The 21,295-nt window shown below is 67.7% G+C and carries 25 protein-coding genes, 1 other RNA gene and 2 pseudogenes; 10 read left to right on the top strand and 18 right to left on the bottom strand.

All coding sequences use genetic code 11. The features are described from left to right. The first annotated feature begins 4 nt into the window (after window positions 1–4). Window positions 5–547, top strand: coding sequence for a DedA family protein (locus tag ABIE41_RS12935; protein WP_210320805.1), 543 nt, complete (start codon window positions 5–7; stop codon window positions 545–547). 174 nt (window positions 548–721) lie between these two features. Here the strand turns inward: ABIE41_RS12935 and ABIE41_RS12930 are convergent, their stop codons facing one another. The 9 genes and pseudogenes from ABIE41_RS12930 to ABIE41_RS12890 form a co-directional block, all read right to left on the bottom strand. Next, the gene (locus tag ABIE41_RS12930; protein ID WP_192642945.1) at window positions 722–955 is read right to left on the bottom strand and encodes a hypothetical protein; all 234 of its coding nucleotides are present in this window, start codon (window positions 953–955) and stop codon (window positions 722–724) included. 24 nt (window positions 956–979) lie between these two features. Continuing rightward, window positions 980–1,156: a hypothetical protein gene (locus ABIE41_RS12925; protein WP_192640814.1), complete on the bottom strand. Its 177-nt coding sequence runs from the start codon at window positions 1,154–1,156 to the stop codon at window positions 980–982. Window positions 1,157–1,348: 192 nt separating this feature from the next. Continuing rightward, a pseudogene (gene ilvC / locus ABIE41_RS12920) lies at window positions 1,349–2,369 on the bottom strand (ketol-acid reductoisomerase). A gap of 27 nt (window positions 2,370–2,396) precedes the next feature. Further along, the gene (locus tag ABIE41_RS12915) at window positions 2,397–3,065 is read right to left on the bottom strand and encodes a TetR/AcrR family transcriptional regulator C-terminal domain-containing protein (protein WP_192640812.1); all 669 of its coding nucleotides are present in this window, start codon (window positions 3,063–3,065) and stop codon (window positions 2,397–2,399) included. A gap of 112 nt (window positions 3,066–3,177) precedes the next feature. Further along, complete coding sequence (locus ABIE41_RS12910; protein ID WP_192640811.1) at window positions 3,178–3,393, bottom strand: hypothetical protein; 216 nt, start codon at window positions 3,391–3,393, stop codon at window positions 3,178–3,180. A 39-nt stretch (window positions 3,394–3,432) separates the two neighbouring features. Next, complete coding sequence (gene ilvN / locus ABIE41_RS12905) at window positions 3,433–3,972, bottom strand: acetolactate synthase small subunit (RefSeq protein WP_192640810.1); 540 nt, start codon at window positions 3,970–3,972, stop codon at window positions 3,433–3,435. After that, the gene (locus ABIE41_RS12900) at window positions 3,969–4,682 is read right to left on the bottom strand and encodes a glutathione S-transferase family protein (protein ID WP_192640809.1); all 714 of its coding nucleotides are present in this window, start codon (window positions 4,680–4,682) and stop codon (window positions 3,969–3,971) included. The genes ilvN and ABIE41_RS12900 overlap by 4 nt, the downstream gene beginning before the upstream one ends. Next, entirely contained in the window at window positions 4,679–5,386 is a 708-nt protein-coding gene (locus tag ABIE41_RS12895) for an aspartate/glutamate racemase family protein (protein WP_192640808.1), read from the bottom strand. Before ABIE41_RS12895 ends, ABIE41_RS12900 begins: the two co-directional genes overlap by 4 nt. A 122-nt stretch (window positions 5,387–5,508) precedes the next feature. Beyond that, entirely contained in the window at window positions 5,509–7,272 is a 1,764-nt protein-coding gene (locus ABIE41_RS12890) for an acetolactate synthase 3 large subunit (protein WP_192640807.1), read from the bottom strand. Between the two features lie 304 nt (window positions 7,273–7,576). On the opposite strand from ABIE41_RS12890, the gene ABIE41_RS12885 reads away from it, so the two are divergent. Beyond that, entirely contained in the window at window positions 7,577–9,037 is a 1,461-nt protein-coding gene (locus tag ABIE41_RS12885) for a GGDEF domain-containing protein (RefSeq protein WP_192640806.1), read from the top strand. Here the strand turns inward: ABIE41_RS12885 and miaA are convergent. Beyond that, a complete protein-coding gene (gene miaA / locus ABIE41_RS12880; protein WP_354193453.1) occupies window positions 9,034–9,888 on the bottom strand; it encodes a tRNA (adenosine(37)-N6)-dimethylallyltransferase MiaA in 855 nt (284 codons plus the stop codon). The two genes, ABIE41_RS12885 and miaA, sit on opposite strands and share 4 nt — an antisense overlap. Before the next feature lie 92 nt (window positions 9,889–9,980). Between miaA and serB the strand changes: the two genes are divergently transcribed. Continuing rightward, window positions 9,981–10,865, top strand: a complete 885-nt coding sequence (serB, locus tag ABIE41_RS12875; protein WP_192640804.1) for a phosphoserine phosphatase SerB — start codon at window positions 9,981–9,983, stop codon at window positions 10,863–10,865. On the opposite strand, the gene ABIE41_RS12870 is transcribed toward serB, so the two are convergent. The 8 genes from ABIE41_RS12870 to ABIE41_RS12835 all read right to left on the bottom strand — a co-directional run bounded on the left by ABIE41_RS12870 (window position 10,862) and on the right by ABIE41_RS12835 (window position 17,272). Next, window positions 10,862–11,203, bottom strand: coding sequence for a DHCW motif cupin fold protein (locus ABIE41_RS12870; protein ID WP_192640803.1), 342 nt, complete (start codon window positions 11,201–11,203; stop codon window positions 10,862–10,864). The two genes, serB and ABIE41_RS12870, sit on opposite strands and share 4 nt — an antisense overlap. A gap of 152 nt (window positions 11,204–11,355) precedes the next feature. Continuing rightward, window positions 11,356–12,900 carry a DegQ family serine endoprotease gene (locus tag ABIE41_RS12865; protein WP_192640802.1) on the bottom strand — a complete coding sequence of 515 codons (1,545 nt, stop codon included), beginning with the start codon at window positions 12,898–12,900 and terminating at the stop codon, window positions 11,356–11,358. Between the two features lie 133 nt (window positions 12,901–13,033). Further along, window positions 13,034–13,219, bottom strand: coding sequence for a DUF2065 domain-containing protein (locus ABIE41_RS12860; RefSeq protein WP_067989721.1), 186 nt, complete (start codon window positions 13,217–13,219; stop codon window positions 13,034–13,036). A gap of 17 nt (window positions 13,220–13,236) precedes the next feature. Then, a complete protein-coding gene (hflC, locus tag ABIE41_RS12855) occupies window positions 13,237–14,154 on the bottom strand; it encodes a protease modulator HflC (RefSeq protein ID WP_192640801.1) in 918 nt (305 codons plus the stop codon). Next, window positions 14,151–15,323, bottom strand: coding sequence for an FtsH protease activity modulator HflK (gene hflK / locus ABIE41_RS12850; protein WP_192640800.1), 1,173 nt, complete (start codon window positions 15,321–15,323; stop codon window positions 14,151–14,153). The genes hflC and hflK overlap by 4 nt, the downstream gene beginning before the upstream one ends. A gap of 155 nt (window positions 15,324–15,478) precedes the next feature. Then, complete coding sequence (locus ABIE41_RS12845; RefSeq protein ID WP_192640799.1) at window positions 15,479–15,994, bottom strand: dihydrofolate reductase; 516 nt, start codon at window positions 15,992–15,994, stop codon at window positions 15,479–15,481. A gap of 4 nt (window positions 15,995–15,998) precedes the next feature. Next, window positions 15,999–16,481 (bottom strand): GNAT family N-acetyltransferase, encoded by a 483-nt coding sequence (locus ABIE41_RS12840; protein WP_192640798.1) that lies wholly within the window; start codon window positions 16,479–16,481, stop codon window positions 15,999–16,001. Further along, window positions 16,478–17,272 (bottom strand): thymidylate synthase, encoded by a 795-nt coding sequence (locus ABIE41_RS12835; protein WP_192640797.1) that lies wholly within the window; start codon window positions 17,270–17,272, stop codon window positions 16,478–16,480. Before ABIE41_RS12835 ends, ABIE41_RS12840 begins: the two co-directional genes overlap by 4 nt. Window positions 17,273–17,470: 198 nt before the next feature. Here ABIE41_RS12835 and ABIE41_RS12830 point away from each other — a divergent pair, with 198 nt between their 5' ends. The 7 genes and pseudogenes from ABIE41_RS12830 (at window position 17,471) to ABIE41_RS12795 (ending at window position 21,270) form a co-directional block, all read left to right on the top strand. Further along, window positions 17,471–17,785 carry a PepSY domain-containing protein gene (locus ABIE41_RS12830; RefSeq protein WP_192640796.1) on the top strand — a complete coding sequence of 105 codons (315 nt, stop codon included), beginning with the start codon at window positions 17,471–17,473 and terminating at the stop codon, window positions 17,783–17,785. Between the two features lie 104 nt (window positions 17,786–17,889). Further along, on the top strand, window positions 17,890–18,219 hold the full coding sequence (locus tag ABIE41_RS12825) for a hypothetical protein (RefSeq protein WP_192640795.1): 330 nt from the start codon (window positions 17,890–17,892) through the stop codon (window positions 18,217–18,219). A gap of 19 nt (window positions 18,220–18,238) precedes the next feature. Next, window positions 18,239–18,650, top strand: a transfer-messenger RNA (tmRNA) gene (ssrA, locus tag ABIE41_RS12820). Between the two features lie 58 nt (window positions 18,651–18,708). Beyond that, window positions 18,709–19,352, top strand: a pseudogene (locus ABIE41_RS24265) (ClpXP protease specificity-enhancing factor SspB). 84 nt (window positions 19,353–19,436) lie between these two features. After that, the gene (fumC, locus tag ABIE41_RS12805) at window positions 19,437–20,831 is read left to right on the top strand and encodes a class II fumarate hydratase (protein ID WP_192640793.1); all 1,395 of its coding nucleotides are present in this window, start codon (window positions 19,437–19,439) and stop codon (window positions 20,829–20,831) included. Between the two features lie 14 nt (window positions 20,832–20,845). Further along, window positions 20,846–21,043 (top strand): DUF4169 family protein, encoded by a 198-nt coding sequence (locus ABIE41_RS12800; RefSeq protein ID WP_192640792.1) that lies wholly within the window; start codon window positions 20,846–20,848, stop codon window positions 21,041–21,043. Next, on the top strand, window positions 21,040–21,270 hold the full coding sequence (locus ABIE41_RS12795; RefSeq protein ID WP_192640791.1) for a ribbon-helix-helix domain-containing protein: 231 nt from the start codon (window positions 21,040–21,042) through the stop codon (window positions 21,268–21,270). Before ABIE41_RS12800 ends, ABIE41_RS12795 begins: the two co-directional genes overlap by 4 nt. Window positions 21,271–21,295: the final 25 nt, after the last annotated feature.

Raw genomic sequence — 21,295 nt, 5'->3', positions numbered from 1 at the left:
AGGAATGGCTCAGCTCGAACTCTGGATGCAGACGCTCGTCGAGTTCATGCGCGCCAACCAGGAATGGGCGATCCCGATCGTCTTCCTGATCGCGTTTTGCGAATGCGTCGCGATCCTGTCCTGGCTGGTGCCGGCGACGGTGTTCTTCACCGCTTTCGGTGCGGTGGCGGGAGCATCCGGGCTCGACCTCGCCCCATTGGCGCTCGCCGCCTCGGTGGGAGCCGGCTGCGGGTTCTGGATTTCCTATTGGGCCGGTCTCGTGCTCGGCCCCCGTGTCGGCGACTATTGGCCGTTTCGCGGCAATCCGCAGATGCTGCAGCGCGGCCATGCCTTCTTCGAGAAATGGGGCGTCGCCAGCATCCTGATCGGCCATTTCTTCGGACCGCTGCGCGCCGTCGTCGCAATCGTCGCCGGCATCGTGAAGATGCCGTTCTGGCCCTTCCAGATCGCCAACTGGCTGGCCTCGATGGCCTGGGGCTTCAGCCTGATCTATGGCGGCGGAACGCTGGCCGAGATGGCCAAGCAGGGCACGCTCTTCGTCCGCTGAGCGCCGCTCAGGCGAGCCCGAACACGATCGCCAGGAGAAGCGCCATCGAGCCGGCCAATCCAAGGCCGGCCGCGACGGGACTTTGCATCAATCGGGACATCGTCATAGCAACCTCCCTCTCTCATCTGACCGTAACAAAGCGGGGCCGAGCATCTGGCCCTCGATAGAGCCGGATCAGGCCACCATCTCCACGACGAACCAGGCGACGACGGCAAGAACGAGGCCGCCGATCAGCACCATCAGGACCGGCACGCCCTTGAAGCCCTGTCGCGCTTCGACCGGTGTCTCGACAGCCGGACTGGCATTGCTGTGATCGTCGGCCCGCATCGGCGCCACGGGCTGGCCACCGGGCTTGGAATCGCTCTGCGCCTCGGCGCGCTGTTCGACGTTATTGTTGGGATGGGTCATGGCAACTCTCCTCGGCCCTGCGGCTCAGCCCGGGATCAGGGCGATGAAGGTGTTGAACAGCACCGCGAGAAAGAGTCCGCCGAGAAGCGCGCTCAGCAGCGGCCAATCCTCGCCGCGCTCGGCTTCGGCGACCCGGGCCCGGCTGTCCTGCCTGCTGTCCGTCCGTGTCCGCTGCTCGGCTGTCTCGTGATGGCCCATCATCGCCCGCTCCCGCCTGTTCGTTCGCAGGAGAGAACGCGCCGTTAACCTCTCGGTTCCTGCCCGCCCCCGGGGCTGCCGCTCACGCCCATGAAAAAGGCGGGCGCATCGCTGCGCCCGCCCGAGGAAAAGCCCTTCGATCAGAGACTTGGCGGGCGATCTTGAATCGCCGCGCCAGCCGCCGGAAGCGGCGGCTCAGTTCTTGGTCTTGTCGACCAGCGCCTTGGCCTTGATCCAGGGCATCATGTCGCGAAGCTTGGCGCCGACCTCCTCGATCGGATGGGCGGCGTAGCGGGCGCGGGTCGCCTTGAACGAGGTCTGGTTGACCTTGTTCTCCAGCATCCAGTCGCGGGTGAACTTGCCCGACTGGATGTCGGTGAGCACGCGCTTCATCTCCGCCTTGGTCTCGGGCGTGATGATGCGCGGACCGGTGACGTACTCGCCATACTCGGCCGGTGTTCGAGATCGAGTAGTTCATGTTCGCAATGCCGCCCTCGTAGATCAGGTCGACGATCAGCTTCACCTCGTGGAGGCACTCGAAATAGGCCATCTCGGGAGCGTAGCCCGCTTCCGTCAGCGTCTCGTAGCCGGCCTTGATCAGCTCGACGAGGCCGCCGCAGAGCACGACCTGCTCGCCGAAGAGGTCCGTCTCGCACTCTTCCTTGAAGGTGGTCTCGATAATGCCGGCGCGACCGCCGCCATTGGCCGAGGCATAAGACAGGCCGAGGTCATGGGCATTGCCGGTGGCGTCCTGGTGGATCGCGATCAGGGTCGGCACGCCGCCGCCGCGCTGATACTCGGAGCGCACGGTGTGGCCGGGGCCCTTGGGGGCAACCATCAGCACGTCCAGGTCCTTGCGCGGCTCGATCAGGTTGAAATGCACGTTGAGGCCATGGGCGAACAGCAGCGCAGCGCCCTGCTTCATGTTGCCATGCAGCTCGTCGCGATAGATGTCGCCCTGCAGTTCGTCGGGGGTCAGCATCATCATGATGTCGGCGACCTTGGCGGCCTCGGTCGGGGTCATCACGGCAAAGCCGGCCTCTTCGGCCTTCTTGCGCGTGGCCGAGCCGGCCTTCAGCGCGATGATGATGTCCTTCACGCCGGAATCGCGCAGGTTCAGCGCATGGGCATGGCCCTGGGAGCCGTAGCCGACGATGCAGACCTTCTTGCCCTTGATCAGGTTGATGTCGGCATCACGATCGTAATAGACGCGCATGGGAGTGTCCTTCCTTGGGTTGGTTTTTCAGGAGCGGGTGGTTTCATCGGACCCCTGCGACGGAACCCGTCCGCCGTAGAGGGTGAGGAACTGGTCGGTGGCGCGGGCGGCGTCGCGCTCGATCTCGTTGCGCGAGAGCGTCAGCGTGTCGCCCAGCAGCAGCCTGATCTGCACGTCGCGGCCGACGAGGCCGAAGAAGGTGCGGAAGGCCGTCTCGGAATCGGCGAAGGCCAGCAATCCCGCCTCGCGCCCGGCTTCCAGCACCGGCCGAAGCCGCTCGCCGATCGCGAAGCGGCCATTCGCCAGCACGATGCCGCCGAGATTGCTCTTGCGCGAGGCCGCATGGCCGATTGCCAGCCGGTTCAGCGCAATCGATGTCGGGCTCGAGATCACCGTGAGCCAGGTCGCGGCAAACCCTTTAAGGCTGTCGCGCAGCGTCGCGATGTCGAGGGTAGGCCGGTCATAGCGCCCGGCGCGAACCCGCGCTGCCTGCCAGCGCACGGTGGCCGCCAGCAATCCATCGCGGTCGCCGAACCATTTATAGAGCGTCTCCTTCGAGCAGCTCGCCCGGCGCGCCACGGCCGTCATGGTGAGCTGGTCCCCCTCCTCCACCATCAGCGACAGCACGGCGTCGAGCACGGCCTGCTGCCGGGCCGTGGGCTCGTCCGTCTCTGTCATTGGAGGCGTCGTCGTCATGCGCTCTGGAAGCCGAGGAAGCAGCGTACCGTACGTTACGGTTCGGCTCTCTATCGCAGCACGCCACCCGGTGCAAGCGGCTTTGCCATGGCTGGGCGTCGCGCCTTTCGGCCTAGCCGCCGCCCGCCTGCTGGCTGGCGAGCCGTTGCAGGAAGATCGCCGCCGCGGTCAGCACGAAGCCGGCCCACCACAGCGGCGAGCGCAGGCTTGCGCCGCCGCTGCCCGGGGGCAGTGCGGGCGTCTTGCCGGTCACCCGCATCAGGATGGGCCAGAGGAAGCAGCCGAGGCCGGCGATTTCGAGGCCGAGGGCAATCTGTTCGAGGGTCATGATCCCGATAATCCGGCGCCCACCAGGTCCGGAAGCATTCTACATCGCCTCGGGGCCGCGGCTCATCGCAGCGATGCCGGTGCGCGAGACCTCGGTCAGACCCACCGCCGTCATCAGCTTGATGAAGCGCTCGATCTCTTCGGTCGTGCCGGTCAGCTCGAAGACGAAGGAGGTCAGCGAGGCGTCCAGCGTGCGCGCGCCGAAGGCCGCGGCCAGGCGCATCGCCTCGACGCGATGCTCGCCCTTGCCGACGACCTTGACCAGGGCGAGTTCGCGCTCCAGCGCCTCGCCCTGCAGCGTCAGGTCGACGACGCGATGGACGGGCACCAGCCGGTCGAGATGCGCCTTGATCTGGTCGATCACGGCCGCGGTCCCGGAGGTCACGACGGTGATGCGCGAGAGATGCTTCTCGTGCTCGGTCTCGGAGACGGTCAGGCTCTCGATGTTGTAGCCGCGGCCGGAGAACAGGCCGGCGATGCGCGCCAGCACGCCCGGCTCGTTGTCGACGATCACGGCCAGGGTGTGCCGGGCGATCGGCTGGGCGACGGGGGCGTTGGGATAATGCGACGACGTGTTCATGAGGAGGCTCGAGTTGCGGTCAGATGAGGGCGGAAATCGGTGAGGACGGGCTCGTCGACCTCGTCTTCGGAGACGATCCAGGGCTCGGCCAGGGCGGCATCCCGCCAGGCCTGGTAGCCCCGGCTCTCGGTCACGGCCGCGACATAGGCGGCGCAGACGGGATCGAGCGGGATCGAATAGCCGACGAACCGCGCCACCACCGGCGCGAACATCGCATCCGCAGCGCTGAAGGCGCCAAACAGGAAGGGGCCCTCGGCGCCGAAGCGCTCGCGCGCCTGTCGCCAGATCGCCGTGATCCGGGCGACATCGGCGGCCACCTTCGGGCCGCGGTCGCGCGCCGGATGCACCCAGGCCAGGTTCATCGGGCAGGCGCCGCGCAGGGCCGAAAAGCCGGCATGCATCTCGCTGGAAACCGAGCGCGCCATCGCCCGCGCCGCGGGATCGCGCGGCCAGATCGGCAGGTCCGGCCGCTTCTCGGCGACATATTCCAGGATCGCCAGCGATTCCCAGATCTGGACCGCGCCGTCGATCAGCACAGGCACCTTCCCTGCGGGCGAGTACTGCGCGATGACCTGCTTCCAGGCGGGGTCGTCGAAGGTCGGGCCGAAGGGGACCACGACCTCCTCGAACGGCATGCCGAACTGCGTGAGCAGCAGCCAGGGTCGCAGCGACCAGGACGAGTAGTTCCTGTTGGCGATGATGAGCTTCATGCCGCCTGGCTCTCCGCAGCGAGGGCAAAATCAAGCGCGGCCTCGACATGGAGCGCCGTCGTGTCGAACACCGGCAGGTCGACATCGCCCTGCGCGATCAAGAGCCCGATCTCGGTACAGCCGAGGATCACGCCGTCGGCACCCTGTGCCGCCGCCTCGGCGATGATCGCGAGATAGCGCGCCTTCGAAGCCGGCTCGATGCGCCCGCGGCAGAGCTCCTCATAGATGACGCGATGGACCTCGGCCCGTTGCGCCTCGCCGGGCACCATCGCCTCGATCCCGAAGGCGGCGAGCCGTCCCAGATAGAAGCGCTGCTCCATCGTGAAGCGCGTCGCCAGCAGCAGCGGCCGGCGGACGCCCCGACGCTTCACCGCCTTGGCGGTGACGTCGGCCAGATGCAGGAAGGGGACACGCGTCGCGGCGGTAATGCGGTCGGCCACCTTGTGCATGGTGTTGGTGCAGAGCAGGAGGCACCCCGCCCCGGCCCGCTCCAGCCGCAGCGCGCTCGCCGCCAGCAGGGCGCCCGCGCCGTCCCAGTCGCCCTGCGCCTGCATCTCGGCCACCGGCGCAAAGTCGAGCGAATGCAGCAGGATGTCGGCCGAATGCAGCCCGCCCTGCCGCGCCCGCACGCCCTCGTTCAGCAGCCGATAGTAGACCGCGGTCGATTCCCAGCTCATCCCGCCGATCAGGCCGATGGTCGCCATGGTGTCCCTCCCCGCCACGCCAGCCTCGTCATTCTCGGGCTTGACCCGAGAATCTCGCGCAGGATGGAACAACCCATCCGGCCTGAGATGCTCGGGTCATGCCCGAGCATGACGGTGCGGTCTCACACCAGCTGCTTGCCCTTGGCGTCGATGATCTCGCCGGTATCGCCTTCGAAATCGGGCAGGATCATCTCGTTATGGGCCTTGCCCGACGGGATCATCGGGAAGCAGTTCTCCTGCTTGGCGACGAGGCAGTCGAAGATGACCGGCTTCGGCGTCTCGATCATTTCCATGATCGCATCGTCGAGCGAAGCCGGATCCGAGCAGCGGATGCCGTGGCCGCCATAGGCCTCGGCCAGCTTCACGAAATCGGGGAGCGATTCCGAATAGCTCTCGGAATAGCGGCCGCCATGCAGCAGCTCCTGCCACTGGCGCACCATGCCCATGTACTCGTTGTTCAGGATGAAGATCTTGACCGGCAGGCGATACTGCACCGCCGTCGACATCTCCTGCATGTTCATCAGGATCGAGGCCTCGCCGGCGATGTCGATGACGAGCGCCTTGGGATGCTTCATCTGGACGCCGATGGCGGCCGGCAGGCCGTAGCCCATCGTACCGAGCCCGCCCGACGTCATCCAGCGGTTGGGCTCCTCGAAGCGGTAATACTGCGCCGCCCACATCTGGTGCTGGCCGACCTCGGTCGTGATGTAGGTGTCACGGTTCTTGGTCAGCTCGTAGAGCCGCTCGATCGCATATTGCGGCTTGATGACCGATCCGGACTGCTTGTAGGCGAGGCTCTGACGAGCCCGCCAGCCATCGATCTGCGTCCACCAGGCGGTCAGCGCGGTCTTGTCGATCTGGGGCGAAGTCTCGCGCCAGACGCGGACCATGTCCTCGAGCACATGGGCGCAGTCGCCGACGATGCCGATGTCGACCTTGACCGTCTTGTTGATCGAGGACGGGTCGATGTCGACGTGGATCTTCCGCGAGCGCGGCGAGAATCCGTCGAGCCGCCCGGTGATCCGGTCGTCGAAGCGCGCACCGATGTTGATCATGACGTCGCAGTCATGCATCGCGAGGTTCGCCTCGTAGGTGCCGTGCATGCCCAGCATGCCCAACCACTGCTTGTCGGCCGCCGGAAAGGCGCCGAGGCCCATCAGGGTCGAGGTCACCGGGAAACCGGTCAGCCGAACGAGTTCGCGCAGCAGCGCGGAGGCATGCGGGCCGGCATTGATGACGCCGCCGCCGGTGTAGAACACCGGCTTCTTGGCGCTCGCCATCAGCGCGACCGCAGCCTTGATCTTGTTCAGGTCGCCCTTGACGGTCGGCCGGTAGGTCTTGTGCTGGTTGTCGCGCGGGCGGCTGTAGAGCCCGCTCGCGAACTGGATGTCCTTGGGGATGTCGATGACGACGGGGCCGGGGCGCCCGTTCGCCGCGACAAAGAACGCCTCGTGCAGGATGCGCGGCAGATCGGCGATGCTCTTCACCAGGTAGTTGTGCTTGGTGCAGGAGCGCGTGATGCCGACCGTGTCGCATTCCTGGAACGCGTCCGACCCGATCAGATGCGTCGGCACCTGGCCGGTGATGACGACGAGCGGGATCGAATCCAGCAGCGCGTCGGTCAGCCCGGTGACCGCATTGGTCGCGCCGGGGCCCGAGGTGACGAGCACGCAGCCGACCTTACCGGCCGTCGAGCGGGCATAGCCCTCGGCCGCATGGACGGCCCCCTGCTCGTGCCGGACGAGGACGTGCTTGACCTTGTCCTGCTGGAACAGCGCGTCATAGATCGGCAGCACGGCGCCGCCGGGATAGCCGAACAGATGTTCGACGCCCTGGTCCTGAAGCGCGCGGACGACCATTTCGGCACCGGTCATCATCTCGCTCATAACGGTCTCCTGCGGCAGCTCGGGGAAGGATGGGAAGGTCGAAAACGGGCAATAAAAAAGGCCCTCGAGGGGCCTGGACGTGCGCTGGCGTCGGGGATGACGCGGCTCCCTGCGGAACCGGCCCCTACCAGCGCACCCCTACGATAATAAGCTTGCGCATCGCGCTTCGACCCTTTTCAGATGTTGCGGGACGCTAGCGGAGCACGGCTGCCGGGTCAAGCGGCCCTTCTGCGTCCGAAAGTCCACATCGCAACGTTTTGGCAAGCGCCGCGGCTTACTCTTCGAGCGTTTCACGGGCCGCCTTATGCATCACGACGTCAACCCGCGCAGCATCCTGACCCGCGCCCACGCGCCGGAAGTCCCGGTGCTGATGCAGCATTTCGAGCGGCTGGCCTGCGGAAGCGCCGGCGCACCGCATGAGACCCTGAAGGCACTCGCCGAACACGCAGCGGCCGACGACCTCATGCTGCTCTCGCCGACAGCGACCGGCGACTATCGCTACGACGCCTGCGGCCGCACCCTGCCCCGAACAACCGGACGGGACCGCACCGGCGGATACGTCTCCAATCTGCAGAGCGACGTCGCGGCCTTCACGATCGACTGCTACGACCGGGCGCTGGCGGAAGGCATCGCCATCTACACAATCCACCGCACGGTGCGGACCGCCCGTGTGGGGATTTTCGAACGCCTGATCCTTCCCACCACCGACGCGGAAGGCGGCCGCCACCTCATCGTCTTCTGCCGCCAGATGAGCTTCCGCGAAGAATTCCTGATGCTCCTGATGGAGACGTCCCCCTTCGGGATCGTGGCGGTCGAGGCGGTTCGCGGCCCGGAATCGCAACTGGCCGGGCTCAGCGTGCTCTCCGCGAACCAGCGGGCGACGACGCTCTGCGGCAGCGAAGCCGCCATGGTGCTCGGCTGCGATCTGCGCGAGGCCCTTCCCTTTCTGGCCGAGGATGAGAGCTGGACCCGCCTGCTTCAGGCGGTCGAGCGTCTCCAGCCCGACCAGTTCGAGGTGGCGTTCGTCGCCGGCGGCCGGCAGATCTGGCTCCAGGTCTCGCTGGCTCTGCTCGGTGATGGACTGGTGGTCACGCTGTCGGACATCTCGAACCTGATGCTCGCCAATCAGTCGCTCCGGCAACGGGCCGCTACGCTGGCGCTGGAGGTCGGCATCGAACGCGCCACGAGGCAGGCCCTTTCCGAGGAGATCGGCCTGCGCGAAGAGCGTGAGAAGGAACTGCGCCGGCTGGCCGAGACCGACCCGCTCACCGCGCTGCTCAACCGCCGCTCCTTCACCGAGCACGCCCAGACGATGATGCGGGACGGCGTTGCCGAGGGCGCACCGGCCTCGCTGCTCATCATCGATCTCGACCACTTCAAGCGCATCAACGACACCCATGGCCATCCTGCGGGCGACGCGGTCATCCGCGCTTTCGCCGATCTTTTGCTGGGCGTCTTCGGCAGCCGGAACGCCCTCGTCGGACGCTTTGGCGGCGAAGAATTCGCGATCCTGATGCGCGGAGGTCCGGATGAGGCCGTGGCGGCGGCTGTTCTGGTGCAGCAGGCGTTGGCGGGGAGGACGCTGCCAGTCTCGGAGACGCTGGGGCTCGCGGTCACCGCCAGCTGCGGCATCGCCTCACGGCAGGATGGCGAGACGCTGGCGGGGCTGACCAGCCGCGCGGACCAGGCGCTCTATCGCGCCAAGAGCGAGGGTCGTAACCGCATCGCGGTCGCCGGTTCGGACAGCCTGGCGGCCGCGGCCTAACTGGCGAGCCGCGCCCGCGCGACGCCCAGCGCCTCCTGCGGCGCGACAGCCTCCCAACCTGCCATCTGATGGCGGAACCAGGTCACCTGCCGCTTGGCATAGGCACGCGTATCCGCCTGCCCGCGTCGGATCGCTTCCTCCAGCGAGATCGTGCCATCGAGAGAGGCGATCAGCCCCGGCACGCCATGGGCCCGCATCACCGGCAGGAGCGGATCGAGGCCGCGTGCCTTCAGCCTTTCGACCTCGTCGAGCGCGCCCCGCGCGATCATCGCCTCAAAACGCCGGTCGATCGCCGCCCGCACCGCCTCCCGCTCGGGACTGACGAAAAGGCGGAGGGTCTCGACGCCCGATAGCGGCCCGGGCTCGCGCTCACCCTGAAAGCTCGCAAGCGAGCGCCCTGTCGCCAGATGCACCTCGATTGCCCGCATGATCCGCATCCGGTCAGAGGCGCGCAGCCGTCCCGCCATCTCCGGATCGCGCGCGGCGAGCTCCGCATGCAGCGCCTCGGTCGCGACGCCCTCGGCGCGTTCGCGGAAGGTCGCGCGCACCGCTTCCGGCACCGGAGGCATGGCCGAGAATCCCTCCGTCAAGGCCTTGAAGTAGAGCCCTGTTCCGCCGACGAGGATCGGCAGTTGCCCGCTCTGGCGCAGCTCCTCCAGCAGCGCCGCGACATCCGACGCATAGCGCATGGCCGAATAATTCACCGCCCCGTCGACATGACCGTAGAGCCGATGCGGGCCGCTCGCTTCCTCCTCGAGAGTAGGCCTCGCCGTCAGCACCCGCAGATCGCGATAGACCTGCATCGAATCCGCATTGACGACCACGCCGCCAAAGTCACGCGCCAGCGCCATCGCCAGGGCCGACTTGCCGCTCGCGGTCGGACCTGCGATGAGCACGGCCCTGATCCCTTCCGCTGCCCTCGTCACCCGATCCGGCCCTTCACATGCTCGTCGCGACACTGGTTTCCGCCCATGGACAGGCCCTGATCGACGAGGCGCTGCTGAAGCGGCTCGCCGCCCTGCCCGGGGCGCTGCGCACGCAGCGCCTCGACGGCGAGATCGCGGCCGACCTCTTCGCGGAAGCGGACGACGCGCGCAAGCTCGAAGCCGATCTGCGACCGCTCCTCGACGGGGCGCCGGTCGACATCCTCGTCCAGCCGGCCGCAACGCGCCGCAAGGAGCTGTTCCTCGCCGACATGGACTCGACCATGATCGGCCAGGAATGCATCGACGAACTAGCGGCCTATGTCGGGCTGAAGGAGAAGGTCTCCGGCATCACCGAGCGCGCCATGCGTGGCGAGATCGCTTTCGAGCCGGCGCTGCGCGAGCGCGTCGCGCTGCTGAAGGGCGTCCCGCTCTCGGTCGTGGCTGAAATCATCCGCGAGCGCATCACGCTGACGCCGGGCGGGCGCGAACTTGTCATGACCATGCGCGGCCAGGGCGGCTACACGGCGTTGGTCTCAGGCGGCTTTACCGTCTTCACCGGGCCCATCGGCACGACCATCGGCTTCGACGAGCATCGCTCGAACACCCTGCTGGCGCAGGACGGCGTGCTGATCGGCGAGGTCGCCGATCCCATCCTCGGCAAGCAGGCCAAGCTCGACGCGCTGCTGGAACTGCGCGCGCGCTTTGGTCTTTCGCCCAAGCAGACGCTTGCCGTCGGCGACGGTGCCAACGATCTCGCCATGCTGGGTGAAGCCGGACTCGGCGTCGCGTTCCGCGCCAAACCGGCGGTGGCGGCTGCCGCCCATGCGCGACTCGACCATGCGGACCTGACCGCGCTGCTCTACGCGCAGGGCTATACGGGCGCCGAGATCGTTCGGGCCTAATCCACGATGAACAGCTTGGCGCCCGTCACCGTGCGGGAGCGATGCGCCTCGGCGCCGTCGGCGACCTGATAAGTCATTCCGGCCTTGAGCGGCATGACGCGGCCATCCTCCAGCGTCGTTTCCATCTCGCCGTCCAGGCACAGGATGATGTGGCCCTTCGAGCACCAGTGGTCGGCCTCGTAGCCGGGGCTGTACTCGACCATCCGCACCCGGATGCGGTTCTCAGCCGGCCCGAAGAACTGCACCCGCCAGGTCGCCTCGCCAACATCCCCTGCATGGCGCTCGGTCGGGACCGTCGACCAGTCGGTGGTGACGAAGGGGATGTCGGTGAGTTTCATCGTGGGCGCTCCGGGGCAGTCGCAACACCCTGCCATCACGGAGAGCCCGGCACCAATGCCGATCGCTGATCCCCGCCATCACGCCGGCGCGGCCCAATGAAAAAGGGCAGCCTTTCGGCCGCCCTCGATCGCATCACGACGGAAGAAATCGCTCAGTTCATCGCCACGGCGACGAAGCGGACCTCGCCCTGGGCGTTGGAGACCAGCAGAAGGGCCGACTTCTTGCCCTCCTTCTTCAGCACGTCGAGGCGCTTGGTCACGTCCGCCGGCGAATTGACCGGCTCCTGACCGATCTCGACAATCAGCTCGCCGACCTGGACGCGCTTGTCGGCGGCGTTCGAGTTCGGATCGACCTTGGTGACGATGACGCCCTTGACGCCGTCCTTGATCGAGTAGCGCTTGCGCAGCTCCTCGGTCTGCGGGGAGAACTCAAGGCCGAGCGCGGTGGTGACGGCGGGCTTGGCCGGCTCGGCGGGGGTGCGGGCCGAGGCGGGCTGCACCTTCTCGCCATCCTCGAGACGGCCGAGCTTGACCGTCTTCACCTCTTCCTTGCCCTTGCGCATGATCGTGACGGGCACGTCCTTGCCGACGGGGGTGGCGGCGACGATCCGCGGCAGGTCGCGCGAATCCTTGACCTCCTTGCCGTCGAACTTGGTGATGACGTCACCGACGTCGAGGCCGGCCGGCTTGCCGGGGCCCTTCTCGTCGACACCGGCCACGAGTGCGCCGCGCGCCGTTCCCAGGCCGAGCGCCTCGGCCGTGGCGTCATCGACGCTCTGGATGCGAACACCCAGCCAGCCGCGGCGGGTCTCGCCGAACTCCTTGAGCTGGTCGACGATCGAGGTCGCCAGCGAGGACGGTACGGCAAAACCGATGCCGACCGAGCCGCCGGTGGGCGACAGGATGGCGGTGTTGATGCCGATGACCTCGCCCGCCATGTTGAACAGCGGACCGCCCGAATTGCCCTTGTTGATGGCGGCGTCGGTCTGGATATAGGTATCGTAGGGGCCCTGCTGGATGTCGCGGTTTCGCGCCGAGACGATGCCCGACGAGACCGAGCCGCCAAGCCCGAACGGGTTGCCGATGGCCATCACGGGGTCGCCGATCCGCATCTTGTCGGAATCGCCGAACTTCACCGCCGGCAGAGGCTTGTCGTGCTTCACGCGCAGGACGGCGAGGTCGACCTTGGCGTCCTTGCCGACGACCTCGGCCTTGAGCCGCAGGCCGCTGTTAAAGATCACGGTGATCTCGTTGGCGTCACCGATGACGTGGTTGTTGGTCACCACGAGGCCCGATGAATCGATCACGAAGCCCGACCCGGCCGACTGTGAGCGGCGCTGCTGCGGCGCCTGACCCTGCCCCTGGCCCTGACCCTGCTGGCCCTGACCACGGCGGTTGAAGAACTCCTCGAACAGATCGCCGAAGGGCGTATCCGGACCGAGCTGAGGGATTTGCGGCAGGGTGCGGCCGCGCGTGTCGCTGGTCGTCACCGCCGCGATGTTGACCACCGCCGGCATGACGCGCTCGGCGAGATCGGCCAGCGAAATCTGGCCCTGCAGCACGGGCGAAGCCGCCGTCTGCGCCGGCGCCAGGATCGGAGAGGCCAGGAGCGAAAGGCAGGCCACGCCGGCGGCGAACACGATGCGCCGGGAGCGCGGCGCGAAAGCTCCGGAAGCAGAGACGGGATGAGTTGCCATCAGTGTCCTCGTGCAGAAGATCCGGCCGAGTCGCCCGGCGCGGAAAGCGTATCCCCAATTGAACCGCGAAATGCGGCGGAAGGTCGACACACGATCATGCGACCATTGCCGCATGCCGTCGGCCGACACCGCCTCAGCCGCGCACGAACCAGACGATCGCCACGCCCAGCACCGCCGAGGCGAGCCCGATCATCCGCATGACGTCGACGGGCGTCTCGGAGGCGCTCCGCAGCGCCTCCTTGGCGAGGTTGGGCACCGCTGCGAACAGGATGCCCTCGATCGCGAAGACGAGCCCCAGCGCCGCGACGAAATCCCACATGCGCGGCGCAGGTCCCGTCAGGGGCGGGCCGGAGCCGGCACCGCGGGAGCGGCGTCGGGCCGGGGCGCGTTCGGTCCGTTGAAGAACCGGAAGAACGGCGAGTCCGGCGAGAGCACCATCCGTGTATCGCCCGCCTTGATGCTGGCTTCATAGGCCTGCATCGAGCGATAGAAGGTGAAGAACTCCTCGTCCTGGCCGAAGGCCTCGGCGAAGACGCGGTTACGCTCGCCTTCGCCCTGACCGCGGATCTCGTCCGAACGCCGCTGGGCTTCCGCCACGATGACGGTCGAGTCCCTGTCCGCACGGGCCCGGATCTCCTGGGCCTGCTGGGCACCGAGCGCGCGCGCTTCAGCCGCCTCGCGCTGACGCTCCGTCTGCATCCGCTGGAACACGGCGGCGGAGTTGGCGGCCGGCAGGTCGACACGGCGCAGCCGGACGTCGACGACCGTCATGCCGAAGCGCGCCGCCTCGCGGTTCACATCGTCGCGGATGCGGTTCATCAGCCGCGCCCGGTCGTTGCGGACCATCGAGGTGAAGGACGCCTCCGCCAGCACCGAGCGCACATTGCCGTTCACGATCGAGGCGAGCTGCGAGTTGGCGCGCGGGATGTTGTTGACCGCCTGGTAGAAGCGCAGCGGATCCGAGATGCGGTAGCGCGTGAAGGCATCGACCACGAGACGCTTCTGGTCCGAGGCGATGATTTCCTGCGCCGGCAGGTCGAGATCGAGGATGCGGTTGTCCAGCAGGGTGACCTGCTCGAACGGCGCCGGCAACTTGAAGTAGAGGCCGGGCGCGGTGACGACGCTGCGGACCGCGCCGAAGCGCAGCACGAGGGCCGACTGGGTCTGCTGGACCACGAAGGTCATCGCGTAGAAGACGACGGCCGCGATGCCGAGGACGACGAGCAGGCCGATACGGATGATGGCGCCGTTCATCGGATGGCTCCCGTCTGCGGAGCGCCCGGAGCGGGGCGCCTCTGCTGCAACTGGTCGAGCGGCAGATAGGGCACGACGCCCTGGCCGTTCCCCCTGCTGTCGAGAATGATCTTGTCGGTGCCGCCGAGCACGCGCTCCATCGTCTCGAGGAAGAGACGCTCGCGCGTCACGGCCGGCGCCTTCTTGTACTGCTCGTAGACCGCGTTGAAGCGGCTGGCCTGACCGAGCGCCTCCGCCACCGTCTGCTCCTTGAAGGCTTCCGCCGACTGGACGAGCTGGGCCGCGCGACCGCGCGATTCCGGCACGACCCGGTTGGCGTAGGTCTCGGCCTCGTTGCGCAGGCGCTCCTGGTCGGCGCGCGCGGCCTGGACGTCGCGGAACGCGTCGATGACCTGCTGCGGCGGATCGACCTTCTGCAGCTGCACGAGGCGGATCTGGACGCCGGCATTGTAGCCGTTCAGCGTCTCCTGCATGAGCTGGCGCACTTCCGTCTCGATCGCGGCGCGGTCGGTCGTCAGCACGGGCTGGATGTTGCGCCGGCCGATGATCTCGCGCATCGCGCTCTCGGCGACGGCCTTCACGGTACCCGGCGGGTCCTGGATGTTGAAAACGTAGTTCTCGGGCGCGGCCGGGTCGATCTGCCACTGCACGATCACGTCGATGTCGACGATGTTCTCGTCGCCGGTGAGCATCAGGCTCTCTTCGATCACATCGGACTGGCGCGAAGCGCGCACGGATTCGACGGTTCGGAAGCCGACCTCGGTGGTGACGACATTGGTCACCTGCGGCTTGATCACGCTGCCGATCGGGTAGGGCCAGTTGTAGTTCAGGCCTTCGCCGGTCTTGCCGATAAACTTGCCGAAGCGAAGGTTCAGGCCGACCTCGTTGGGACGCACGATGTACCAGCCGGTCAGCAGCCAGACCACGATCAGGGCGAGAACGCCGAAAATCAGGCCGCGGCTGCCGAGATTACCGCCCGGCATCATGTTGCGAAGGCGGTCCTGGCTACGGCGCAGGATGTCCTCCAGATCGGGCGGGCCGCTATTGCCGCCTCCGGAGCCACCGCCCCAAGGGCCGCCGCCACCGCCACCGCCGCCGCCGCTTCCCCCGCGCTGGCCCCAGGGTCCGCCCCCGTTATTGCCACCGCCGCTCTGGTTGCTCCAAGGCATACTCGCGCCGTTCCCTTTCTCCGCGAACCTGCCCTCGCCATAGGCGAAACGCGGTCGCTTGTCAGCGCTCCCCAGCCGGAGCGGTCTGCGCTGACTTGGGCATGGGCCATGGATTCGTCAACGACGCAAGGTCTTCATCGTGAACGCAAACCGTCTCAACCGCGGCGGCGAAAGGTCGCGAAGGCAAAGGAATGCTCGTCATCGGCACTGGCCGGATGGCTTTCCGGCGCCTGCGCAACGAAGGCCGAGCGCTCCCAGTCGGGAAACAGCGCATCGCCCTCCGGCCTGGCATGGACAAAGGTCAGCTCCAGCCGGTCGGCCAGCGGCAGGACCTGCCGATAGACATCCGCCCCGCCTGCCACCGTGACGCTGTCGGCCCCCATCTCCGCCCCCACCTGCTGCGCCAGGCTCAGCGCTGCGTCGAGATCCGCAGCCGTGCGGACGCCAGCGGGGCGGAAGCCGGGGTCCCGGGTCAGCACGATCGTTTCGCGTCCCGGCAGGGGCTTGCCGATGGAGAGGAAGGTCTTGCGCCCCATCAGCACGGGGCGGCCCAGCGTCAGGCTGCGGAACCGGCGCAGATCGGTCTTCAGCCGCCAGATCAGGCGGTTGTCGTCGCCGATGACGCCGTTGTCGGCCACGGCTGCGACGAGCACGATGGGAAGATCGGCCATCGCCTCAGCCCTGCCCCGCCAGCCGCGCCAGCGCCTCGCCGTCGAGGCGCTTCACGGTCCATTCGTCCTGCGCCTTCGCGCCGAGCGACCGGTAGAACACGCGCGAGGGCTCGTTCCAGTTCAGCACCCACCAGGCGAGCCGCGGCAGCCCCTCGGCGAGGCAGCGCTTCGCCAGACCTGCCATCAGCGCCTTGCCGATGCCGTGGCCGCGAAACTGCGGATGGACAAAGAGATCCTCGAGCCAGATGCCGTGGCGGCCCGAGAAGGTCGAATAGGTATAGAACCAGACCGAAAAGCCCGCCGGCTCGCCGTTCCACTCCGCGATGTCGCAGAAGGCCTTGGGGTTCTCGCCGAAGAGCGCGGTCGCGATCTCGGCCTCCGTCGCGACGACCTCATGCGCCAGCCGCTCATATTCGGCGAGGGCCCTGATGAAATCGAGCACGAGACCGGCCTCGTCGGGCCGGGCGGGACGGATCGAGAGTGTCATATCGCGATCGGCGCCTTGATCGCCGGGTGCGGGTCGTAGCCCTCGATCGTCACGTCGGCGAAGTTGAAATCCTCCAGGCGGGTGACGGCCGGATTGAGGGTCAGCTTCGGCAGCGGCCTGAACTCCCGGCCGAGCTGCAGCTTCGCCTGGTCGAGGTGGTTCACATAGAGATGCGTGTCGCCGAAGGAATGGACGAACGCCCCGACGCCCAGCCCGGTCACCTGTGCCACCATATGCGTCAGCAGCGCATAGCTCGCGATGTTGAAGGGCACGCCGAGGAAGACGTCGGCTGAGCGCTGGTAAAGCTGGCAGGAGAGCTTGCCCTCGGCGACGAAGAACTGGAACAGGCAGTGGCAGGGCGCCAGCGCCATTTTCGGGATGTCGGCCGGGTTCCAGGCCGAGACGATCAGCCGGCGCGAATCCGGATTGCGCCGGATCTCATTCACCAGCCAGGCGATCTGGTCGATCGTCTGGGCATCCGGCGCCGCCCAGGAGCGCCACTGCCGGCCATAGACCGGGCCGAGATCGCCCTTCTCGTCGGCCCACTCGTCCCAGATGGTGACGCCGTTCTCCTGCAGATAGCGGACATTGGTGTCGCCGCGAAGGAACCAGATCAGCTCATGGATGATCGACTTCAGATGCAGCTTCTTGGTGGTGACGAGCGGGAAGCCCTCGCTCAGATCGAAGCGCATCTGGTGGCCGAAGACCGCGATCGTGCCAGTGCCCGTGCGGTCGTCCTTGCGGACGCCCTCGTCCAGAACGCGTCGGAGCAGGTCGTGATACTGGTGCATGCGCGAATCTCGTTTGAAGCGCGCCACCATAGACGCAGCTGCTTCGTTTCGCGCGGTGGCGCGCCCGCTGTTCCCCGGATTTCTTCGCCACCCGCCGCCCGCGCCGCGAGCCTCCTGGACCGTCGCAGGCGGAACCCGAACGCAGCGCGAGGGGTTGCCTCACGGTCCCCACCCGATGAATCGAACAGGAGAACCCGCATGACCCTGCGACCCCGGACACGCGCCATCCTGCTGGCGGCGGCCTTCGCCCTGCCCCTCCCCGCTTTGGCCCAGGTCCCGGCCCAGACCCCTGCGAGCCCCGCAGCGCCGGCCATCTCAATGGACGAGGCCCGCCGGATCGCCGCCGAGAACGGGGTCGTGCGGATCGAGGAGATCAGCCTCGACGACGGCAAATGGGAGATCGAGGGTCGCGACGCCGCGGGCGCCGAAATCGAGATCGACCTGCGCGCAACGGACGGCACCGTCATCAAGATGGAACGCGATCGCCCGGCCTCGGCCGGCGTCAAGCCCTGACACGCCTCACGCAATCGCGAGCGGATGTGACCGGCGGCGGGCGGGACGTTCCCGCCCGCCGCCCCCATATGCCGACCTCGCGAATGACAGGAAGACGACAAGATATGATCAAAGTGATGGGGCTCGCAGCCGCCGCCCTGGCGGTATCGGGCCTGACGGCGGTGATGACCTGCAGCCCGGCGGATGCCCAGCGGCCCGCGGCGGCCCCTGCTGCGATGCAGACCGCGTCGATCCACGCGCCGGCCTACCGGGTCACGGAAAAAGCTGCCCGGCGCATTGCCTGGCGCTCGGGCGTCGATCATATCGAGGATCTCGTGCTGGTCGACGAGCGCTGGGAGGTCGCGGGCCGAGACCGCAGCGGCAACGAAGTCGCCGTCGATATCCACGCCCATGACGGGCGGATTCTGCGCCACCTGCCCCCGCCCGGAAATTAAGCCGGCACGAGGGCCATCGGCTCTTTCCCCGGCGCGATGCAGCCCCTATATTGGGCGTGCCGTTCGCAAGACCGGCTATGGCGATAAACGAGCGTCGGAATAAGCTTTTCGGACCCGGGGGCGGTACCCGGCGCCTCCACCACAGCCCTGCGGCGCGAGCCATGGGGCGGCCTGCGGGATCTTGGACCGCGGGCTTGCCAGGCCACCGAGTGGCAGGGTTGCGGCGGGGGCGAAATAGGATCGACGAGAGTGTAAAGGCCGTTCTTTTGCCCGGTATGGTTCCGCCGTTATAGGGCTAACGCATAGTTGCCAACGACAACAATGCTCGGGTCGCTGTCGCCGCGTAAGCGGTGCTGGTTCCCAAACCTAAGTCCTTCCGTTTAGCGACGTAAGGCGGGGCCCGGAGGCGCCTGGCAACAGAAGCCTCCACTTTTTTGTCAGGCTGCCTGGTGGCTGCCGCGGGATGCTTGAAGCGGAAACCACGACACGATGTCCAAGGACGTTCTTCGCTATGATCTGATGGTGCAGGACGCGTTGAAGGGTGTCGTGCGCAAGATCCTGACCGAGGCCGGACGGGACGGGCTGCCGGGCGACCACCATTTTTACATCACCTTCCGGACCACGGCGCCGGGCGTGCGCGTGTCGCAGCGCCTGCGCGACAAGCATCCCGAAGAGATGACGATCGTCCTCCAGCACCAGTTCTGGGATCTCAGCGTCGGCGAGCATGCCTTCGAGGTCGGCCTGTCCTTCTCGAGCGTGCCGGAGCGTCTGCTCGTCCCCTTCGACGCCATCACCACCTTCTTCGATCCCTCGGTCCAGTTCGGCCTGAAGTTCGAGACGCAGGAAGGTGCCGAGCCTGCCGTAGTGCCGGAATCCGCCTCGGCCCCCCGCGCCCCCGCGGTGCGGGCTCCGAGCCGAGCGAGGCGCCTCCCGCCCCCCTCGCCTTGCCCGTCAAGGCGACGCCGGCGGGCGTTCCGGCGATCAAGCCGCGCGAACCCGCAACGGCTGCCGGCAAGGGCGCCAAGGCGGCCAAGCCGGCGCCCGAAGACGCCAAGACCGAGGAGACGCCGGAGGCCGCCGAGAGCGGTGGCGCTCAGGTCGTCAGCCTCGATTCCTTCCGCAAGAAGACCTGACCGGCCGGCAAACGGCCGCGATCCCGCATTGGGCTCGCCCCGCCGGCGCATCGCGCCGGGGCAGCCCCTTCAAGGCAGGCCGCCATGTCCGATATCCGCACCGAAACCGACTCCTTCGGCCCCATCGCCGTGCCCGCCGACCGCTACTGGGGCGCGCAGACCCAGCGGTCGCTGGAGAATTTCCGCATCGGCGGGGAGCGCGAGCGCATGCCGCTGCCGCTCGTCCACGCGCTCGTGCTGGTCAAGAAGGCGGCGGCGCATGTGAACGCCCGCCTTGGCCTGATCGACCAGCGCGTCGCCGGCGCCATTGGACAGGCCGCCGACGAGGCGCTCGCGGGCCAGTTCGACGGGCATTTCCCGCTGGTGATCTGGCAGACTGGCTCGGGAACCCAGTCGAACATGAACGTCAACGAGGTTCTCGCCAACCGGGCCAATGAGCTGCTCGGCGCCGGCCTCGGCGCCAAATCCCCGGTCCACCCCAACGACCACGTCAATCGCGGCCAGTCCTCCAACGACAGCTTCCCGACCGCGATGCACATCGCCGCTGCGCTGGAGATCTCGCGCTCGCTGCTGCCGGCGCTGCGCGACCTCGAGCGGGCGCTCGGCGCCAAGGCCAAGGCCTTCGAGACGCTGGTCAAGATCGGCCGCACCCATCTCCAGGACGCGACGCCCGTCACGCTCGGCCAGGAATTCTCGGGCTATGCGATGCAGCTTCACCTCGGCATCGGCCGGATCGAGGCCTCGCTGGGCGGGCTGCATGCCCTCGCCCAGGGCGGCACGGCAGTCGGCACCGGGCTGAACACCCATCCCGATTTTGCTGCCCTCTTCGCCCGCGAGGTCGAGTCGCTGACCGGCGTGCCCTTCCGCAGCGCCGACAACAAGTTCGAGGCGCTGGCGAGCCATGGCGCGCTCGCCGCCGCCCATGGCGCGCTCGCGGCTCTGGCGGCCGATCTGTTCAAGATCGCCAACGACATCCGCCTGATGGGCTCGGGCCCACGCTCTGGGCTCGGCGAGATTTCCCTGCCCGAAAACGAGCCCGGCTCCTCGATCATGCCCGGCAAGGTCAACCCGACCCAGGCCGAGGCGCTGACCATGGTCGCGGCGCAGGTCATGGGCAACCAGACCACGATCGGCTTCGCCGCCAGCCAGGGCCATTTCGAGCTCAACGTCTTCAAGCCCGTGATCGGAGCCGCCTTCCTGCAGTCGGTCCGGCTGCTGACCGACGCGGTCGACAGCTTCCGCAGCCATTGCGTCGAGGGGATCGTCGCCAATGAGGGCCAGCTGCGCGACCTGCTCTCGCGGTCGCTGATGCTGGTTACGGCGCTGGCCCCCGCGATCGGCTACGACATGGCGGCTGGCATCGCCAAGGCGGCCCATCACAACGGCACCACGCTGCGCGACGAGGCCCTGCGCGCCGGCGTCGATGCCGATCTCTTCGACGCCACCGTCAGGCCCGAGCGCATGCTCGGCCCGGCCTGAGCGAGCGCCCCGCCATGGCCGAGATCGTCAATCTGCGCCGGGCCCGTAAGCAGCGCGCGCGGCAGGAGGCGGAACAGCAGGCGCAGCAAAACCGCATCGCCTTCGGGCGGACCAAGGCGGAGCGAAGCCTCACCGAGGCCGAGCGCGACAAGGCCGCCCGGACGCTGGACGGGCACCGCCTCGCCCCGCCGGACGACGAGCCGACGCCGTGAGCGCCGAGCGGAAACGGTCGCTCACCATCGCCGGCCATCGCACCAGCGTCTCGCTGGAAGAGCCCTTCTGGGATGCGCTGAAGGAGATCGCCGCCGCCGAGGGGCGAACCGTCGCGGCGCTGATCGCAGCCATCGATGATGACCGCGACGCGGTCAATCTCTCTTCGGCGCTTCGCCTGCATGTGCTGGCGCACTACCGCGAGCGCGCGGCACGGACGCCGGTTTGACGGGGATCGGCGCATCACACGCGGC

The sequence above is a fragment of the Bosea sp. OAE506 genome, from assembly GCF_040546595.1.
Lineage (GTDB): Bacteria > Pseudomonadota > Alphaproteobacteria > Rhizobiales > Beijerinckiaceae > Allobosea.
The sequence above is the reverse complement of the archived record's forward strand: the minus strand, read 5'-3'. Positions and strand labels throughout refer to the sequence as shown.

Excerpts from the sequence above, each read along its gene's own strand:
- ABIE41_RS12935 (WP_210320805.1), top strand. The coding sequence starts at position 5 with ATGGCTCAGCTCGAACTCTGGATGCAGACGCTCGTCGAGTTCATGCGC.
- ABIE41_RS12930 (WP_192642945.1), bottom strand. The coding sequence starts at position 955 with ATGACCCATCCCAACAATAACGTCGAACAGCGCGCCGAGGCGCAGAGC.
- ABIE41_RS12925 (WP_192640814.1), bottom strand. The coding sequence starts at position 1,156 with ATGATGGGCCATCACGAGACAGCCGAGCAGCGGACACGGACGGACAGC.
- ABIE41_RS12915 (WP_192640812.1), bottom strand. The coding sequence starts at position 3,065 with ATGACGACGACGCCTCCAATGACAGAGACGGACGAGCCCACGGCCCGG.
- ABIE41_RS12910 (WP_192640811.1), bottom strand. The coding sequence starts at position 3,393 with ATGACCCTCGAACAGATTGCCCTCGGCCTCGAAATCGCCGGCCTCGGC.
- ilvN (WP_192640810.1), bottom strand. The coding sequence starts at position 3,972 with ATGAACACGTCGTCGCATTATCCCAACGCCCCCGTCGCCCAGCCGATC.
- ABIE41_RS12900 (WP_192640809.1), bottom strand. The coding sequence starts at position 4,682 with ATGAAGCTCATCATCGCCAACAGGAACTACTCGTCCTGGTCGCTGCGA.
- ABIE41_RS12895 (WP_192640808.1), bottom strand. The coding sequence starts at position 5,386 with ATGGCGACCATCGGCCTGATCGGCGGGATGAGCTGGGAATCGACCGCG.
- ABIE41_RS12890 (WP_192640807.1), bottom strand. The coding sequence starts at position 7,272 with ATGAGCGAGATGATGACCGGTGCCGAAATGGTCGTCCGCGCGCTTCAG.
- ABIE41_RS12885 (WP_192640806.1), top strand. The coding sequence starts at position 7,577 with ATGCATCACGACGTCAACCCGCGCAGCATCCTGACCCGCGCCCACGCG.
- miaA (WP_354193453.1), bottom strand. The coding sequence starts at position 9,888 with ATGGCGCTGGCGCGTGACTTTGGCGGCGTGGTCGTCAATGCGGATTCG.
- serB (WP_192640804.1), top strand. The coding sequence starts at position 9,981 with ATGCTCGTCGCGACACTGGTTTCCGCCCATGGACAGGCCCTGATCGAC.
- ABIE41_RS12870 (WP_192640803.1), bottom strand. The coding sequence starts at position 11,203 with ATGAAACTCACCGACATCCCCTTCGTCACCACCGACTGGTCGACGGTC.
- ABIE41_RS12865 (WP_192640802.1), bottom strand. The coding sequence starts at position 12,900 with ATGGCAACTCATCCCGTCTCTGCTTCCGGAGCTTTCGCGCCGCGCTCC.
- ABIE41_RS12860 (WP_067989721.1), bottom strand. The coding sequence starts at position 13,219 with ATGTGGGATTTCGTCGCGGCGCTGGGGCTCGTCTTCGCGATCGAGGGC.
- hflC (WP_192640801.1), bottom strand. The coding sequence starts at position 14,154 with ATGAACGGCGCCATCATCCGTATCGGCCTGCTCGTCGTCCTCGGCATC.
- hflK (WP_192640800.1), bottom strand. The coding sequence starts at position 15,323 with ATGCCTTGGAGCAACCAGAGCGGCGGTGGCAATAACGGGGGCGGACCC.
- ABIE41_RS12845 (WP_192640799.1), bottom strand. The coding sequence starts at position 15,994 with ATGGCCGATCTTCCCATCGTGCTCGTCGCAGCCGTGGCCGACAACGGC.
- ABIE41_RS12840 (WP_192640798.1), bottom strand. The coding sequence starts at position 16,481 with ATGACACTCTCGATCCGTCCCGCCCGGCCCGACGAGGCCGGTCTCGTG.
- ABIE41_RS12835 (WP_192640797.1), bottom strand. The coding sequence starts at position 17,272 with ATGCACCAGTATCACGACCTGCTCCGACGCGTTCTGGACGAGGGCGTC.
- ABIE41_RS12830 (WP_192640796.1), top strand. The coding sequence starts at position 17,471 with ATGACCCTGCGACCCCGGACACGCGCCATCCTGCTGGCGGCGGCCTTC.
- ABIE41_RS12825 (WP_192640795.1), top strand. The coding sequence starts at position 17,890 with ATGATCAAAGTGATGGGGCTCGCAGCCGCCGCCCTGGCGGTATCGGGC.
- fumC (WP_192640793.1), top strand. The coding sequence starts at position 19,437 with ATGTCCGATATCCGCACCGAAACCGACTCCTTCGGCCCCATCGCCGTG.
- ABIE41_RS12800 (WP_192640792.1), top strand. The coding sequence starts at position 20,846 with ATGGCCGAGATCGTCAATCTGCGCCGGGCCCGTAAGCAGCGCGCGCGG.